This window comes from Priestia sp. ST2 (assembly GCF_055810735.1).
In genome coordinates, this window is the sequence record NZ_JBVVNT010000004.1 from 271,033 (window position 1) to 287,597 (window position 16,565).

The 16,565-nt window shown below is 38.1% G+C and carries 20 protein-coding genes; 10 read left to right on the forward strand and 10 right to left on the reverse strand.

Translation table 11 applies throughout. The annotated features are described in order from the left end of the window. Positions 1-94: 94 nt before the first annotated feature. From AC0KUU_RS18540 to AC0KUU_RS18560, 5 genes are all read right to left on the reverse strand, one after another. Complete coding sequence (locus tag AC0KUU_RS18540) at positions 95-556, reverse strand: hypothetical protein (protein WP_013083806.1); 462 nt, start codon at positions 554-556, stop codon at positions 95-97. Positions 557-1,020: 464 nt separating this feature from the next. Beyond that, positions 1,021-1,908 carry a sulfite exporter TauE/SafE family protein gene (locus tag AC0KUU_RS18545; protein ID WP_043981491.1) on the reverse strand — a complete coding sequence of 296 codons (888 nt, stop codon included), beginning with the start codon at positions 1,906-1,908 and terminating at the stop codon, positions 1,021-1,023. A 249-nt stretch (positions 1,909-2,157) separates the two neighbouring features. Then, on the reverse strand, positions 2,158-3,261 hold the full coding sequence (locus AC0KUU_RS18550) for an oxidoreductase (RefSeq protein ID WP_322552228.1): 1,104 nt from the start codon (positions 3,259-3,261) through the stop codon (positions 2,158-2,160). Between the two features lie 81 nt (positions 3,262-3,342). Then, on the reverse strand, positions 3,343-3,897 hold the full coding sequence (gene lepB / locus AC0KUU_RS18555; protein WP_013057720.1) for a signal peptidase I: 555 nt from the start codon (positions 3,895-3,897) through the stop codon (positions 3,343-3,345). A gap of 496 nt (positions 3,898-4,393) precedes the next feature. Next, complete coding sequence (locus AC0KUU_RS18560; protein ID WP_013057726.1) at positions 4,394-5,461, reverse strand: undecaprenyldiphospho-muramoylpentapeptide beta-N-acetylglucosaminyltransferase; 1,068 nt, start codon at positions 5,459-5,461, stop codon at positions 4,394-4,396. Positions 5,462-5,638: 177 nt separating this feature from the next. On the opposite strand from AC0KUU_RS18560, the gene AC0KUU_RS18565 reads away from it, so the two are divergent. Then, positions 5,639-5,974: a CHY zinc finger protein gene (locus AC0KUU_RS18565; protein ID WP_016764731.1), complete on the forward strand. Its 336-nt coding sequence runs from the start codon at positions 5,639-5,641 to the stop codon at positions 5,972-5,974. Between the two features lie 19 nt (positions 5,975-5,993). Here the strand turns inward: AC0KUU_RS18565 and AC0KUU_RS18570 are convergent, their stop codons facing one another. Next, positions 5,994-6,308: an ArsR/SmtB family transcription factor gene (locus AC0KUU_RS18570; protein WP_013083811.1), complete on the reverse strand. Its 315-nt coding sequence runs from the start codon at positions 6,306-6,308 to the stop codon at positions 5,994-5,996. Between the two features lie 204 nt (positions 6,309-6,512). On the opposite strand from AC0KUU_RS18570, the gene AC0KUU_RS18575 reads away from it, so the two are divergent. The 4 genes from AC0KUU_RS18575 to AC0KUU_RS18590 all read left to right on the forward strand — a co-directional run bounded on the left by AC0KUU_RS18575 (position 6,513) and on the right by AC0KUU_RS18590 (position 8,890). Then, positions 6,513-6,797, forward strand: coding sequence for a putative quinol monooxygenase (locus tag AC0KUU_RS18575; RefSeq protein WP_013057729.1), 285 nt, complete (start codon positions 6,513-6,515; stop codon positions 6,795-6,797). A gap of 29 nt (positions 6,798-6,826) precedes the next feature. Further along, a complete protein-coding gene (gene nfsA / locus AC0KUU_RS18580) occupies positions 6,827-7,564 on the forward strand; it encodes an oxygen-insensitive NADPH nitroreductase (RefSeq protein WP_016764733.1) in 738 nt (245 codons plus the stop codon). A 92-nt stretch (positions 7,565-7,656) separates the two neighbouring features. Continuing rightward, on the forward strand, positions 7,657-8,094 hold the full coding sequence (locus AC0KUU_RS18585) for a hypothetical protein (protein WP_016764734.1): 438 nt from the start codon (positions 7,657-7,659) through the stop codon (positions 8,092-8,094). Positions 8,095-8,209: 115 nt separating this feature from the next. Continuing rightward, positions 8,210-8,890, forward strand: coding sequence for a DUF4397 domain-containing protein (locus AC0KUU_RS18590; protein ID WP_025751171.1), 681 nt, complete (start codon positions 8,210-8,212; stop codon positions 8,888-8,890). A 36-nt stretch (positions 8,891-8,926) separates the two neighbouring features. Here AC0KUU_RS18590 and AC0KUU_RS18595 read toward each other — a convergent pair whose 3' ends face one another. Then, positions 8,927-9,460, reverse strand: coding sequence for a GrpB family protein (locus AC0KUU_RS18595; protein ID WP_013083815.1), 534 nt, complete (start codon positions 9,458-9,460; stop codon positions 8,927-8,929). 560 nt (positions 9,461-10,020) lie between these two features. Here AC0KUU_RS18595 and AC0KUU_RS18600 point away from each other — a divergent pair. Further along, on the forward strand, positions 10,021-11,772 hold the full coding sequence (locus tag AC0KUU_RS18600) for an SH3 domain-containing protein (protein ID WP_322552229.1): 1,752 nt from the start codon (positions 10,021-10,023) through the stop codon (positions 11,770-11,772). 29 nt (positions 11,773-11,801) lie between these two features. On the opposite strand, the gene rpsN is transcribed toward AC0KUU_RS18600, so the two are convergent. Beyond that, on the reverse strand, positions 11,802-12,071 hold the full coding sequence (gene rpsN / locus AC0KUU_RS18605; RefSeq protein WP_043981488.1) for a 30S ribosomal protein S14: 270 nt from the start codon (positions 12,069-12,071) through the stop codon (positions 11,802-11,804). Between the two features lie 412 nt (positions 12,072-12,483). Between rpsN and AC0KUU_RS18610 the strand changes: the two genes are divergently transcribed. From AC0KUU_RS18610 to AC0KUU_RS18620, 3 genes are all read left to right on the forward strand, one after another. Next, positions 12,484-12,759: an AbrB/MazE/SpoVT family DNA-binding domain-containing protein gene (locus tag AC0KUU_RS18610; protein ID WP_013057736.1), complete on the forward strand. Its 276-nt coding sequence runs from the start codon at positions 12,484-12,486 to the stop codon at positions 12,757-12,759. 120 nt (positions 12,760-12,879) lie between these two features. Then, positions 12,880-13,341: a DinB family protein gene (locus AC0KUU_RS18615; protein WP_098965111.1), complete on the forward strand. Its 462-nt coding sequence runs from the start codon at positions 12,880-12,882 to the stop codon at positions 13,339-13,341. A 193-nt stretch (positions 13,342-13,534) separates the two neighbouring features. After that, positions 13,535-14,302, forward strand: a complete 768-nt coding sequence (locus tag AC0KUU_RS18620) for a class I SAM-dependent methyltransferase (RefSeq protein ID WP_043981486.1) — start codon at positions 13,535-13,537, stop codon at positions 14,300-14,302. Positions 14,303-14,317: 15 nt separating this feature from the next. On the opposite strand, the gene AC0KUU_RS18625 is transcribed toward AC0KUU_RS18620, so the two are convergent. Next, positions 14,318-14,998 carry an FHA domain-containing protein gene (locus tag AC0KUU_RS18625; RefSeq protein ID WP_043981485.1) on the reverse strand — a complete coding sequence of 227 codons (681 nt, stop codon included), beginning with the start codon at positions 14,996-14,998 and terminating at the stop codon, positions 14,318-14,320. A gap of 318 nt (positions 14,999-15,316) precedes the next feature. Between AC0KUU_RS18625 and AC0KUU_RS18630 the strand changes: the two genes are divergently transcribed. Further along, positions 15,317-15,451, forward strand: coding sequence for a hypothetical protein (locus AC0KUU_RS18630; protein WP_013057740.1), 135 nt, complete (start codon positions 15,317-15,319; stop codon positions 15,449-15,451). 58 nt (positions 15,452-15,509) lie between these two features. On the opposite strand, the gene cobT is transcribed toward AC0KUU_RS18630, so the two are convergent. Then, positions 15,510-16,547, reverse strand: a complete 1,038-nt coding sequence (gene cobT / locus AC0KUU_RS18635) for a nicotinate-nucleotide--dimethylbenzimidazole phosphoribosyltransferase (protein WP_237074425.1) — start codon at positions 16,545-16,547, stop codon at positions 15,510-15,512. Positions 16,548-16,565: the final 18 nt, after the last annotated feature.

Below are 16,565 nucleotides of genomic sequence, written 5' to 3' on the forward strand. Positions count from 1 at the left end.
TTTTTGTGAACGTTCTTTAATAAATACGCACAGATTTTCAAAAAGTTTCAATTTTTCTCATATTAAAAGGCTTAGCTTTAAATAAGCTAAACCTTTATTTTTTTATCACATCTGTCACAACTTCATAACCGCCTGTGTATGGGTCGAATACATATTCAAGCATGCCGTTTCCACGATTGACTTTAAATAGATAACGGTATTTTTTAGGGCTGTCTTTTGCTGGATATACGTATTTTCCTTTTTGGAACTGACTTAGTAAGAGCTGTTCTCTTTGCGCAAGCATTTTTTTTGCTTCATTATAACCATACAGCGGGAGATTTTTGGCATAGAGAACCGGTACGAATACAAGCACAACGACTGAAATCGTAATAAGCCCTTGTTTGAACCACCGCATAAATCTCTTTGGATTTCGCGAAAGTAACATCGTGATGACAATTACTATTAACAAAGGAACAATATATACTTGAACATACGGAATGTTTGCAAATACAGGTCGATTAATCAATAAGACAATTACTTCGATAGCTGCTACTAATACTAAAATAAAATAGACCACTTACTCTTCACACCTCGACGATTCAATGAATTTTATATGTGTTAGAAAGTATTCCCACTCATGAATGAACTCGTCTATTGTATCATAAGACGCAAAAAAAATATCTACGCTTCTCTATTTTACGGAATTCAGATAATAAAAGAGATTGAGACATTAGGAAATCACCCCACTCTAAAGACGAACAAATGGGATAATGCGCTAATAGGGATCCCTTGTGACACCGCTGTTGATTTCCGTACAAGACTTCGCTTTTCGAGGGCGGTCGCTCCTGCCAGATCTCATCTGTTCCGCTTTTCACGCAGGAGTCCTCGCCTTGCCCTCCAGCCAACAGCTAGAGGCCACTACATACATGAAACTACCTTCACCCTAACCATAAAAAAATCTGAACGCATTTGATTCTCCATCAAGAATCAAACACGTTCAGATCTCCCTTTAACTAAGCTACTTTTATTCCATCCTCTTTATTACGAAACTTCTACGTTTCGATTTTGATTATATTTTTTCCCTTGTAACAGTGAGTAAATGATGGCTGCTGCCCACACAATAAGTATGAATACATATACAGCTATCTGAGTTGAGCTGCTGGATACCCATGTGTTTAAGAGTGTTCGAGCATTTGTTAAAATGATAAACCCACCAACAAGTGAACCAAGCAAGTGAGCCGGGATAATACGAACAAACCATGCAGCAATCGGAGCCGCGATAATTCCGCCAATCATAAGGGCGCCTACCCAGAACCAGTTTACCTGCTCCCAGCCAAGAGAAATTAAAAAGCCAAGTGTAGCCGAGACAGCAATAGCAAATTCACTTGTATCCACGGTTCCAACGACTTTCCGTGCTGTTGTGCCTTTTTTAGCTAGCAATACAGGCGTTGCTATCGGCCCCCAGCCGCCTCCTCCTGTAGCATCAGCAAATCCAGCAATTAATCCCAACGGAATGGACTGCTTCGTCGATAAAGGTTTGGTGCTCTTTTCTTCGTTTGTTTTAAACGTAAATAAAAAACGAAATAACACATAAACTCCTAGGAGCAATAAGAATGTTGAAACGTAAGGTCTTACTGCATCTCCGGGTAAATTACTTAGAAAGCAGGCTCCTACAAAAGCTCCGATGGAACCTGGGATAATTAGTTTTAACACCATCGATTTATCTACATTTCCAAATTTAATATGCGAAACACCCGAAGCTGCCGTTGTTACAACTTCTGCTAAGTGAACAGATGCGGAAGCCACAGCTGGTGCAATTCCAAACGTTAAAAGCAGCGTAGTTGATGTCACTCCGTATGCCATTCCGAGTGATCCATCAATTAACTGAGCTAAAAAGCCAATAAGTGCAAACGTAATTAACTTTTTCATGTTGTCCCTCCACTTTCATCTTCTGTTAGAAAGCACAAAAAGGCCTCCAACAGTTGTTTGCTAGAAGCCTTCGGTATGTCCGATCAGCTGTCCGTTTTATGAATAAGTTGTTTATATTGTAATCCTAACTATTCCTAGAAGTCAACTGTGTTTTTGGTTTTTCTTTTAGTCTATGTACGCTGCTTGGTTATAGTATCAGTAAAATAAAATTCTTCTTGTTAAGTCAACAACATAAAAACGACCGCTCACTTAATAAGGGCGGTCGTTTTTATGCGTATCTTGCCAGTGAGCTAGCACTTCAGGTGGCAAACTCACATCTTTATCTAATGACGTCACATCCATAGAAGCGGGCTCATCGCTATTTATCACTTTTTCTACCCAATCTGGCTGTACGACTAATGCTTGTTCAATCGTAATTAAAGCCAGACCTTGCTCAAAAGCTTCTGCTACTTCTGTTGCCGTAAGTCCTCCTGTACCCACAAGAGGGACCCGGTGATTGACGTGCTTAATAATCGAAGAAAGAAGTGAACGATTTTCTTCACTATTTAAGGTAGGTTCATGCAAAGCACTGATATGCAAATAATCAATTTCTGTATAAACAAGACGATCAATCCACTCAAATGTATCTTCCACTTTATTTCCTAAATAGCCTTTTTCTTTGGGCGCTAATGTATATCCCACAATAAATGGTTTGCCCGCATGTGCTGCTCGACGCGTCACTTCACGAATAACTTCAAGTGCAAAAGTGAAGCGGTTTTCTGCACTCCCACCATAAGAATCAATTCGTTCATTGGCTTGCCTTGACATAAACTGCTGCAGTAGACATTCATTTCCTCCGTCAATTTCTACTCCATCAAACCCTGCTTCCATAGCTCTGGTGGTAGCTTCGCCAAACGCTTGAACAATATAAGTTATATCGCGCTCGGTCATTTGAACAGGCTTTTTCCCTTTACGTTTATGAGGCTTTTCACTTGGGCTAATGGCTTGCCGTTTATTTTTCATTTCTACGCACTTTCTTCCCCCGTGCGATAGTTGAAGAATCGCTTTAGCTCCTCTCCTATGAATCATTTGAGTTAGTTGATGAAGCTTTCGTATGACCTGATCACGATGAATGCCGATTTGACCATGTGCTACTTGGCCATTTTCTGTGATAAACGCAGGGCCGACAATTACCGTACTGACGCCCCCTACTCGTTTTTCGTAAAAAGTCAGATCGATATCAGATATTTCTCCGTTTTCCCGTGAAGCGTATGTGAGGATAGGTCCCATTGCTAATCGGTTTTTCATCTCAAGAGCATCAACAAATTTAAAATGCTTAAATAATTTTTCATAGGCTGTCTTCAATTCATTCACACCTTTTTTCCTTAGCTTGCCCATCTAGAAGCCGAGTAGACATAGGCACAAAAAAAGAAATACCTTCGCCGGCATTTCTTTTTACGTTGTTTTTCTTATTTTTTTAATGGGGTAAAATACAAATTCGCTTTTTCCGACAATCCGTTTTTCATCGATGAGACCTAGACCGTTGCGGCTATCCATACTGTACAGACGGTTATCACCCATTACAAATACTTCGTTTTTAGGTATTTGAACGGGTTCAAAATCTCCCGTAAGCTCCATATCCATGTTATTGGCAATTTGACGATTCGTTTTTAAATAAGGTTCACTTACTTTTTTATCATCAATATAGAGCTGATCTTTTTTCATTTCGATTTTTTCACCTGGCAGACCGATTACTCTTTTTACATAATGCTTATTCTTAGCCTCATCTTTAATAATCACAATATCTCCGCGGCGAATATCATGGAGCGAATACGACAGTTTATTCACAAACAAACGCTCTCCGTTATGCAGCGTTGGGTTCATTGAAGCGCCTTCTACAATATACGGAGAAAATAAAAATGCGCGAATCATAAATACTAGAGCGATAGCGAAGATAATAGTTTTGAATATGCTGCGTAATTGATCGCTTTTTGTTTTTTCCGTAGTCAATATACTTTGTCTCCTTTGTACAGCTCACTTTTCTTATGTAAAAAAGCAAGAAACCTCTTACTTTAACACTTATTCTAACTTAACCATAGAAAGAACTGAAATCAAATGTTTTATGTTATGTAAAAAAAGAACCTCTAACAAATGTTAGAGGCTTACATTACGCAAGTTTCGTCTTTACATCTCTTATTATAACATTAATTATATAAAAAGAGACTACCTTTTATGTAAAAATTATGTTTTTTACGTAAACTTAACTAAATCTTCACATTTAAAGGCGCTTCTCCACGTATAAAAAGTTGGGAGATGCAATACTCTATAATCTCTCTTCGACGCACAAGTCCAACAAAAATGTTTTGGTCATCTACAACTGGTACAAAATTTTGTTCCGCCGCGCGTGACAAAATACTTTCCATTTTATCATGAATTATTTTACGGTATGTTTCATCCGCCTCTTTTAGAAAAAAGCGTTCTTATCGAGGAGATAAGAACGCTTTTTTTAGCTCATTTTCTCAATTTCATTTACAAGAATTGAAATGGCATCCGTTTTTGTTGCTTCACGCATTGTACGCTTCATCGTACTTGCCTGCTGCTGAAGCTCATTTACTTCACGCAAAAACACTTCTTTTGTTAACTGTTCTTCTTCCACAACCATACAGTAGCCTTTTTTCTTAAAGGACTGTGCATTTAAAATTTGATCTCCCCGGCTTTGTGCTTTTGACAAAGGAATAATCATCATCGGTTTATGAAGGGCTAAAAACTCAAAGATAGCATTTGATCCGCCGCGTGTAATCACATAATCAGTGGCCGCTAGAACATCCGGAAGCTGTTCATTTACATATTCTAACTGACGGTAGCCCGACTCTTTTTCAAGGCTTGTATCAACATTACCTTTTCCGCACAGGTGTACAATTTGAAATTTCTTTTGCAGTTCAGGCAAGGACTCTCGAACAATTTCATTGATGCGACGTGCTCCTAAACTTCCGCCCATAATGGTTAAAATTGGGCGCTTATCATAAAAGCGAAGCCAGCTTTCCCCGTTCGCTGCGCTTCCGCTAAATAATTCTTTTCGAATAGGTGAACCAACAACCTGCACTTTTTCTTTTGGAAAATAGTTTGCCGCTTCATCAAAAGAAGTGAAAATTTTAGTGGCAAATTTCTGCGCAATTTTATTTGCCAGTCCCGGTGTTAAATCACTTTCATGAATGAACACGGGAATGTTTAGCGATTTAGCAGCCATTACAACAGGAACTGTGACAAAACCGCCTTTTGAAAACACAAGAGAAGGCTTTAACTTTTTAAGCACGCGACGTGCATCGCCAACTCCTTTTGCTACTCGAAATACATCTTTTACATTTTCCATATCTACGTATCGACGCAGCTTCCCGCTTGAAATCGCATGATATGGAACGTTTAATTTTGTAATTAATTCTTTCTCAATACCATTGTGAGAACCGACATAATGGATATCCCATTTTTCACTGTCTAATTCTTTCATAATGGCAATGTTTGGTGTTACGTGTCCAGCTGTTCCGCCTCCGGTAAAAACGATAACTTGCTTACTCATTTTTTCTTCCTCTCTTTACTTCACTTAATCGATCTGTTTTGACATCAATTTTTATCTGATCTTTTTAGCATGCAATCTGACATGTAAAACGATGGTTTTATTATAGCATTTTTCTTTTTACATATGTATGATAAGGCGTATAAAAGCATGCTATACTTTTCATAGGGAGTGATGATAATGAACAAATCTGCACCTATAGTAAAAGGTGATACGGTGGATTCCGAAACGCGTTGTACACACTATCATACGGATAAAGATATTATTGCAATAAAATTTTATTGCTGTAATACATATTATCCATGCTATCAATGTCATAACGGATATGCTGATCATGATATTAAAAAGTGGCCAAAAGCTATGTTTAATGAAAAAGCTATTCTTTGCGGAGTATGTAAACATGAGCTATCAATTCATGAATATTTAACCTGTAACTCGACTTGCCCTCACTGTCGTTCTTCTTTTAATCCTGGATGCAGCCTGCATGGACACATTTATTTTGAACAAAAAAGCTGAACAAAACATTGTTCAGCTTTTAAAATAACTGCTCATCTATATTTATAATGGAAGGAAGCAGACCTGGGAACAATTCCTCAAGTTCTTCTAAACGCAAGGAATAATAGTGCTGCGTACCTTCTATACGTAGTTTGATAATTCCAGCTTCGCGAAGTACTTTAATATGATGTGATAGCGTTGATTTTGATACATTTAATTTTTGATAATATGAACAGGTCTGCTCCTTTCTTGTCGCTAAACACTGTACAATTCGCAGCCGGTTAGGATCACTCAACGCGTGTAAAATAGGCGTTAATTTAATTTCAGATTTCGGTGGTTGATAAGGTTTTCTCATGCTTAAAATATAACACAGCTTCTTTTGTGTATCAATGTTCGATAACTTTCGAACTAAATTCCTTGCACTGTTATTTAATCGATGTTATAGTTTCATTGTTCGATGATATTCGAACTTATCTTCATTTTAATTATAAATTGAATGAAAGATTAAAAACAAAACAAATAATATAAAGCACCATCATTATTAAAGGAGGAATCACCCATGATTCATTTACAAGCTTCAATGAAAGTTAACCCAGCAAAAAGAGAAGAATTTTTAGAAAACGTACAAGAACTAATTAAGCATTCTTTACAAGAAGAAGGAAACAGCAACTATCAACTATTTGAAGATGCTTTTACACCTAACACATTTATGATGATTGAAGAGTGGAAAAGCGAAGAAGCAATTCAAGCACACAATAAATCAGCTCACTTCCAAAGTTTTGTAGCATTTGCTCAAACTGGCGTACTTGTAGCACCTTTAGATGTAAAAACATTACAAGGTTAATCATAACTTCTTTGAAAGGATGACGCATCATGAATGAAGCAATTCGTACAATTCAAGATCATCGTTCTATCCGTCAGTATACAGACGAAGCAGTAAGTGACGAGCATTTAGATACGATTATTCAATCTGCTCAGTCAGCCGCTTCTTCTATTAATGGACAGCAAGTGACTATTATTAGCGTCCAAGATAAAGAAAAGAAGAAAAAACTTTCAGAGCTTGCCGGCAACCAAGCGTGGATTGACCAAGCTCCTCTATTTTTAATCTTTTGTGCAGATTTTAATCGTGCTAAGATTGCAGCTGAACTTAACGATGCCCCTCTTGGCGTAACCGATGGGCTTGAGTCAATTTTAGTCGGGGCAACTGATGCTGGAATTTCTTTAGAAGCCGCAACAGTTGCAGCAGAATCACTCGGTTTAGGTACAGTTCCAATCGGAGGAATTCGCAGAAAGCCGCTAGAAGTCATTGAACTGCTAGATTTACCGGAATACGTATTCCCAGTAAGCGGTCTTGTGGTTGGACATCCGGCAGATCATTCTGCGAAAAAACCTCGATTGCCACAAGCTGCTGTGCACCATCGTGAAAGCTATAATCACGACTTAAAGTCATTGATTCAAGACTATGATGCTGAAATGGCAGAGTATATGAAAAAGAGAACAAACGGTGCTGATGACCGCAACTGGTCACAAACTGTATCAGCTATTTATAAAACCATTTATTACCCAGAAGTGCGAGCGATGCTTGAAAAACAAGGATTTAAATTCGAATAACCAAAAGCTGCGATGAACATCGCAGCTTTTTTATCTACTTTAACAGCGTGCTGAATAGACTAAAAGTAATACTCGATAAATGAGGTGTTGATATGGAGTTTATTTTAATTTGTAATTTTCTTTTAAGCGCAACCGCAGCGTTTTTATTGGTGCCGGCTTTTACAAAAAAGCACACTCTTCACGTGACTTTACTTTCTCTCCTTTTCCTCCTTTCAATTGTTCCGACTTTTCTTCTTGCTAATCCACATATCGGCGTTTTACCTTGGGCTATTCGAGACGGTCTTCTATTGTTCGCTGCTTTCCTTTTCTTTTGTTTAACCTTCACTTCAAACAAATGGAAAACGCTTTTGTTTTTTCTTCTATTTTTACTGTCGATTGCTCCTCTTTCCTACGTCGTATATGATGACTTCACGCATACGTATATAGATGCCAATATTGGGCTTGGCCTAGGCTTTTTACTGACATGGCTCTTAACAGCTCTGTACAATATTTTGGCTATTCTTCGATTTTTTCGTCAGAAATCTCAGTAAACACATCAAAAGTTAACAAACAAACGAATAGTTGATTTTATTTAGTATACGCTAACAACTGCACAGTCCTTCTCTTTACATAAAGCTGTGTATACTAAAAAAGGAGTGATACTTGATGAAACGACTATTCGTAATGGCAGCAGTGATTGCCTTCTTGGCACTTAGCCGCATGTTAGTATTTGCCGCTGAAACACCTCCTGCTGCAGATGAGCGAACAGCTCAAAATGCAGAAGTTCGCATCGTTCATGCTTCACCGGATGCTCCGGCTGTAGACATTTTTGTGGATGACAAAGCTTTAGTAGAAGGAGCAAAGTTTAAAGATGTCGCCAACTCTTTGCCTTTGGCAGCCGGTTCTCATAAAGTAGAAGTATACGAAGCGAAGACAAAAGGGACAAAAGATTCCATCATCGAAGCTACCCTTGTTGTAGACGGCGGAAAATCGTATACAGTGGCCGCTGTAAATAAAGCAGAAAACCTTGAACTACAAGCTTTCACGAATAATAAGCAAGGAATGGATGGAAAAGCAAGCTTACGTGTTGCTCATTTATCTCCTGATGCTCCTGCGGTAAACGTAGGTCCTAAAGGTGCTGCTCCTTTATTTAAAGATCTGTCTTTTAAAAGCATTTCAGGTTATCAAGTAGTAAATCCGGGTTCGTATGATCTATCTGTTTCCACGGCAGATGGAAAAGAAATACTAAGTCTTCCTGGAACAAATCTTCAAAGCGGTAAAAACTATACGGTTCTCGCAGTAAATACTGCTGACAAGCTTGAGACCATTGTTTTACAAGATAATTAATTAAAAAAAACGTCATTTCAATTGAAATGACGTTTTTTATAGACTGCGCTGAATGAATTCCTCTTTTTTGTACTCATAGGTAGAAATATCGTTCCACAGTCGTTTTGAAAGCTCGTATTTCATACCTTCATATTTTTTTCTAGCACGTTCGTTCGAGCGTAACTGCTCCCTGAAATTAATTCGTTCGTTCCAGTAAGGTGATTCACTGACCGTTACGTACACATGACTTCTTCTCGCATCATGTGGAATGAGTTTACGGGCATTTTTAGCTGTCATAATTGGAGGGTAGTGTGCAGCTGGAACGCCTTCTTTTAATAAGACAAACATCTCTTTTTCCGCTACATATACGTGAGATTTATTTTTTAATATAGCGCGCACTTCATTTATATCTTCTTCGCGTTTGACTCCGATTAAAATATCAACGATTGGTGAACCAGCTAATCCTGGAACGGACGTGCTTCCAATATGTTCGATGTCTACTGAAAAATCTTTTAGTGTATTAAGCAACGCTTCTTTTTCCATTTGATACAAAAGCGACCACTTTGTTTCATACTGAACAATCTTTCGCATATCAGTTTCCACCCTTTCACTTTTTTATACTGTACCATGTTTCAAAGTAAAAAGAAAGAATTTTCTAACTATTTACTTTTAGTTTATGCTACGAGCTTTATACTCCTCCAGACAGGCTTTGTATTATTTTATATATTTTTGTTATTTTTATTCTACATGTTTCATAATTGTGGATGTTTCCCCCTCCAAAAGATAGATACGCTTTTATTTTCTATCTCTCCTCTATCATATTCACACTCAGCTGTTTTATACTATTTTACGTTCTTACTAGTAGAAGACATATCCTCAAAATGTAGATGAACAAAGGATTAAAGGTCTTTAATATCGCTAAATTCCACCTTTAATATAATTATATTTTACATTAATGTAAAATTTTATCGTTAAGAATGGCAGATAGTTCAAATTCATTATACAATTGAATTTCGACATATAGTATGATGGATAATATCGGTATTATGAGATAATAGTAGATTTAACTCAAAATTTTGGACTATTTGCCGATATATGCTTTGTATACCAATAACCTTATGTTGAAATTTGTAATTTGCAAGGAGGAAAAAATGAATAAAAAACATGTCATGTACACAGCCGTTTCTTCTGTTCTTTTAAGCTCTTCATTGCTTTTGCATTCAATTGATGCAGATGCAGCTGAATCGGCCAAAGTAACTGCTACATCGTTAAATGTACGTGCAACGCCTAGTACAAGCGGTGCTATCGTTGGAAAAATAACGAAGGGAAACACCGTTGATATAGTAGATGAAAGCAAAGGATGGGCTAAAATTACCTATAACGGTAAAGAAGCTTGGATCTCATCTCAATACATAAATAAAACGCAAATAAACAGTACGTCTACCGCAAATTCGACATCGAAGTCAGCGGTCGTTAATGCCAGCTCATTAAATGTTCGCTCTTCTGCAAGCACAAGCGCATCCATCGTGACAAACTTACCGCGAAATGCAAAAGTAACGGTGGTAAAAGAAAGCGGGTCTTGGTCACAGATTAAAACGGCAAGCGGTCAAACGGGCTGGGTGGCAAGTCAGTACTTAAAAGCAGACTCCGGTTCTTCTGCGCCAGCTAAAGATTCTGGGTCTACAACATCGAAGTCAGCGGTCGTTAATGCCAGCTCATTAAACGTTCGTTCTTCTGCGAGCACAAGTGCCTCCATCGTGACGAACTTACCGCGCAATTCGAAAGTAACGGTGGTAAAAGAAAGCGGGTCTTGGTCACAGGTTAAAACGGCAAGCGGTCAAACGGGCTGGGTAGCAAGTCAGTACCTACAAGCAAGCTCCGGTTCTTCTACGCCGACTAATGACTCTGGTTCTACGGCAACCAAGCCAGCGGTCGTTAATGCCAGTTCATTAAACGTTCGTTCTTCTGCGAGCACAAGCGCGTCCATCGTGACGAACTTACCGCGAAATGCAAAAGTAACCGTGTTAAAAGAAAGCGGATCCTGGTCCCAGATTAAAACAGCAAGCGGCAAAACAGGCTGGGTGGCAAGTCAATACTTACAAACAGGTTCTGGACAGTCTTCACAAACAGCCCAGTCGATTCAAATTACAAAAGCTTCAAATTTACGCACTCAGCCGAGTTTAAGTGCTGGAATTATCCGTGTAGCAAAAGCAGGTGAAAGATTCAAAAAAGTAAACGAAACGAATGACTGGGTGCAAATTCAGTACTCTGCCAGTCAAACAGCATGGGTATCAAAAGGGTTAACAGCTGCGGCTGATTCTACAACTTCAGCTAGCTTGCCTTCCTCATCTGCTGCTTTAAAAGATAAAATTATTGTAGTAGACGCTGGGCACGGCGGATATGATCCTGGCACTTCAGGCAAGTCATCGATTGAGAAAAATTTAGCGTTAACAACAGCAAAACTTGTGGCAAGCCGCTTAGCTAATGCTGGAGCAAATGTATTTATGACGCGTTCAAACGATACTTTTATTTCACTGAGCGGACGGGTGAATGTTAGTGAAGCAAAGCATGCAGATGCATTTATCAGCATTCACTATAACGCGTCTACTTCATCTTCTGCAAACGGCATCGCATCATTTTATTACAGTGAATCTAAAGATAAAGAATTAGCAAAATACATTCAAGAAAGCATGGCTGAAAACGCGCCTTCTATGAAGGATATGGGGGTTCGTTTTGGAGATTATTATGTTACTCGAGAAAACAACCAGCGGGCTGTACTTCTTGAATTAGGCTTTTTATCAAATGCTCATGATGAGCAAGTTGTTTCTTCTAACGCGTATCAGCAGCAAATATCTACAGGTATTTACCAAGGGATTGCTCGATATTTTGCAGCTAATAAATAATAAAAGCCCTCATAATGAGGGCTTTTATACTACCAGCTTGCTTTTTTAACCCCTGGAATTTGTCCTTTGTAGGCCAATTCCCTAAACGCGATGCGTGACATTTCAAATTTTCTAAGATAGCCTCGCGGACGACCGGTAACGCGACAGCGATTATTTAAACGCGTTGGTGAAGAATCTCTAGGCAATTTTTTTAACGCTTCGTAATCTCCTTTTTCCTTCAGCTCCTGGCGTAATTGCGCATACTCCGCTACCATCTCTTGACGTTTTTGTTCTTTTACCACTTTTGATTTTTTAGCCAAACTCTTTGTCATCCTTTCGTTTTAATAATTTTTATTTGAAATACGTAATCATTACGATTTAATTATTTTGAGCAAGTTACTTTTTAAATTTAATCATATTTGCTTCATTTTTTCAACTTGTTTGCTTTCACGCTTAGATGTACTCTACCCCCACGCTGCTGTATAAACATAAAAAAAATTGTATGTCAAATGTAATTAATTCCTGCATCTCCTATATCATACAAAGAGCCCTACATATTCCATATTGTAGGAGGATTTGTATTTACAGATAATATTTCAATAATATTACAGTTCATTTACATATTAATAACTTCGACAAATTTAGCGGTTATCTAGTATATAATCATCTTAGAAATTCCAAAAATAATATTTTGCGTACTCAATAAAATATAAAAGTAAAGGTGATTAAAAAATGAAATCGACTGGTATTGTAAGAAAAGTAGATGATTTAGGTCGTATCGTAATTCCTAAAGAGTTAAGACGTGTTCTTGAAATAGATGTAAAAGATCCTGTTGAAATTTTTGTCGAAACAGATCGAATTATTTTAAAGAAATATGAGCCGAACGGTGCTTGTGCGATTACTGGCGAAGTATCTTCTGACAACGTAACAATCGCAGATGGCAAATTAACTTTAAGCCGCGAAGGTATGGAGTTATTGCTTGAAGAATTAAAACAACGTAATTTCTAATAAAAAGAAAAGCAGCTGCTCACATGCAGCTGTTTTTCTTTTTGTTAAAGTTTTTTCTTCGCTTTCTGATTTCCAGATGCTATACTCAGAAGCGAATACATAATAAAGGAGCCTTTTATCATGACAGTTGAACAAATGACTCATCACTTTTTAGCACATCGAAATGTAACTAATGAATTAATCAACAAAATTGAAGCAGATCACTACGAATACAAGCCTGCCCCGACATCTATGTCCGCTTTTGACTTATCTACGCATATTTTAACATCCTTTTATGCATTTGCATCAGTGGTAAAATCCGGTGATTTATCGCCACTTGGTCAAAAAGCTGATTTTAGCGGTAAGTCATTATCGGACCTTGCAGCTGAATATACCCAAAAAACAGTAGACGTATTACGTTCACTTAGCGAAGATGATTTAAACAAAACAATTGACGCCACTGCAGCGTTTGGAAGAAAGCTTCCTGGAAGTCAACTTTTACAAATGGCCATTGACCATGAAATTCATCATAAAGGAAATTTATACGTCTACGTACGTGAGATGGGTCATACGGATCTTCCCCTATTTGTTCAGTTTGGTTAAGTTAATGGTTATAAAATAGTTCGTGCTTGTAAGCGCCCAAGCTAGAAGTTTGGTGCGCTTTTTCTTTGCAGTTTTCGGCATAATAAGTAAGATATATGGTATAATTCTATCAATAACTTCATATCTACTATTCAAAGCTTGTTTCTTCTTATAAAACGATAGTCATCATCTTTTACAAAGGAGGAATCACTTCATGAGTCAAACTGTTAACCAACAAAAAATTGCTCAAGTGTATCATCTTCCGTTTGTTTCTTCATTTGGAGGAAGTGCTATGAACCTTCTTTCTCCTCAAGCTGGCGAACATATTTTAGATATTGGCTGCGGCACTGGCGAATTTATTTCGCAGCTCCATAAGCTTCATGTCCGTGCAACGGGCATCGATTGCTCTGAAAATATGATTGAACAAGCTCGTCATCAGTACCCGACTCTATCCTTTGAACAGTTAAATGCCCTTAACCTTCCTTATTACGAACAATTTGACGCAGTTTTTTCAAATGCAACTTTACACGACATCCATCCCCCTCACCTTGTCATTAAAAACATTTACAATGCTTTAAAACCAAACGGCCGATTTGTAGCAGAATTTTGGGGAAAAGGAAACATGGACGAAATTTTCACAGAAATCATTCGTCAATTTAAAACGTTTGATATCCCTTATAACGATGTAGATTTCCCATGGTACTTTCCTTCTGTAGCTGAATATTCTTCTCTTTTGGAATCACAGAATTTTCAAGTCACCACGGCTATTCACTACAGCCGTCCCTTCTTGTTAAAAGGGGAAAACGGCTTGCGTAATTGGCTGGAAACAAATGCAGCCCCTCTTTTTGCTCACGTGACGACAGAAACTAAAAATGTTCTCATTACGCGCTTAGAAAATCGAATGCAAGACAAACTATTTCAAAATGGATCTTGGCTAGCAGAAGCTAAACATATACGTGTACATGCTGTAAAACGAGATTAAAAAATGGACGTGATTCTATTCACGTCCATTTTCGTTAAAGTGCAGCCAATACCCTTTTCCTCGAATCACTTCGATTTCTAAATATGTTCCTATTTTTTTGCGAACCCGGTAAATCAGCGCATTCAGCTCTTCTGCTGCTACTAGAATTTCTCCATTTGACTCTACTCGTTCAGGCCAAACGCTTTTTTTTAATGCTTCTTTTGAAACAAATTGATTGTTGTATTCTAGAAGATAAGCTAAGCACGAGTATTCTTTATCTGACAGAATATACGTTTCCTCTTTTACTTTTACTTTCTGCAAAATTGGATCTAATGTGTAAAATGGCTTATTTATTTGTTTTAGCAAAGGTCCTAAATCGAGGGTTGCATCCATATCATCATTTCTAAATACTAAAGCTGCCTCCTCATTTGCTAAGGTAATGACATCCTGCTCTTTCAATAAACGAGGGGTTCCAGGCTGTAACTCTTCTCCGTTTACTTTTGTCCCGTGTTTACTAAACAAGTCTGTAATGAAAAAGGCATTGCTTTCGTACGTTACTTCAAAATGCTTGCGTGAAATGTAAGCACTTTGGAAGGCCAGATAAGGCTCCCATTCTTCACTGCTTCGTCCGATAATACAGGCTTTATCTTTTGGAATAGGCACGGAAGCTCCTTCATAAAAAGGAGCACCGTTCCGAATAATCAACATACCGTTCATTGTTTGCTCACACTCTTTTTTAAAATTTTCTGACTCTTATCATGTAATTATAACACTCACATTTATTGAGATTTCTTCCAACTTTGGATAACATCATAGTATAGTCAGTTATATGATAAAGGTTGTTGCCATGTAAGTAAACCTTTAGAGCAGTCCTTTTCTAACTGAAAAAATACGTATTCTTTGCCCTACTGTAACGGGGATACAATTTTTTTGTAAAATAATTTGATTTTTAGTAACTTTGACATATGTTCTCTCTTTTTAAAGCGAAGTAAAATAGGAAAATACGTGAAATATTTACATAATGGAGGAAGACCAATGGGACGTTTGCCAAAAGATAGAGAAATTCAAGCGATTAAACGACGCGTTGCACTGGTATTGTTAATTATTGGATCATTTATTTTAACAGGTGCTAGCTTTAGCATTTATTGGTTTATGATGTTAAAAATATAAGATTTTTTTATAAAATAAAGAAAAAAGACATGGTTTTGTTCCCATGTCTTTTTTAGGTTTATTCTTTCTCAGACACTCCCGCAGATTGAAATGTGGCCATATTGGCAATCATCAGTGAAGCTGAGTGCAGCAGTGGAAATGTAACAGCAGCTCCACTTCCCTCACCTAAACGAAGATTGAGGTTGAGGAGCGGTTTCTTGTCAAGAAGCTTCATTGCACACGCATGACCTTGTTCAACAGATTCGTGACTAGCAAACATATAGTCTCTTGCTTGTGTATTGATTTCTGTCGCTAGAAGGGCTGCAACTGTACATATAAAACCATCTACTAAAATAGGAATACGGTGAGCAGCTGCCGCCAGCATAGCACCTGTCATCCCGGCAATTTCAAGCCCCCCTATTTTACTAATAATATCAATCGGATCCTGAGGGTTAATGTGCCTGTTTTGCAGCGCTTCTTCAATCACATTCACTTTGTGGCGCAGTTGTTCGTCAGAAATCCCTGTGCCCATTCCTGCAAGCTTAGAGACTTTTTCTCCTGTCAATACAGCTAAAATAGCCGTGCTTGATGTAGTATTTCCGATGCCCATTTCTCCTACAATCAAACATTTAATTCCTTGGGCAATAAGCTCTTCAGCTTCTTCATATCCGACTTGAACAGCCAGTTCTGCCTCACTGCGCGTCATCGCATCTTCTTTATAAAAACTTGCTGTGCCCAGCTTCACTTTGCGTTGTACAAGGTCCGTATGGGAAAGGTCAGAAGCAATTCCGATGTCAATCAGTTTGAACTGGGCATCTATTTGCTGACTAAACACGTTAATAGCTGCTCCTCCCTGCAAAAAATTCAGCGCCATTTGTGCCGTTACGTCTTGCGGATAAGCTGAAACTCCTTCTTTTACAATTCCATGATCGCCTGCAAAAACGAGGACTCCTGGCGGCGTGACTGTCGGAAAAACTTCCCCGGTCATGGCCGCTAATTCCACTGCTATTTCTTCGAGTCTTCCAAGGCTTCCTATCGGTTTGGTTAATGTATCAATATAGCGTGCCGCTTTTTCGCCAGCGCTTGTTTCAAGCGCTGGAATATAAACGTTTATCATATGTACAGCTCCTTTATT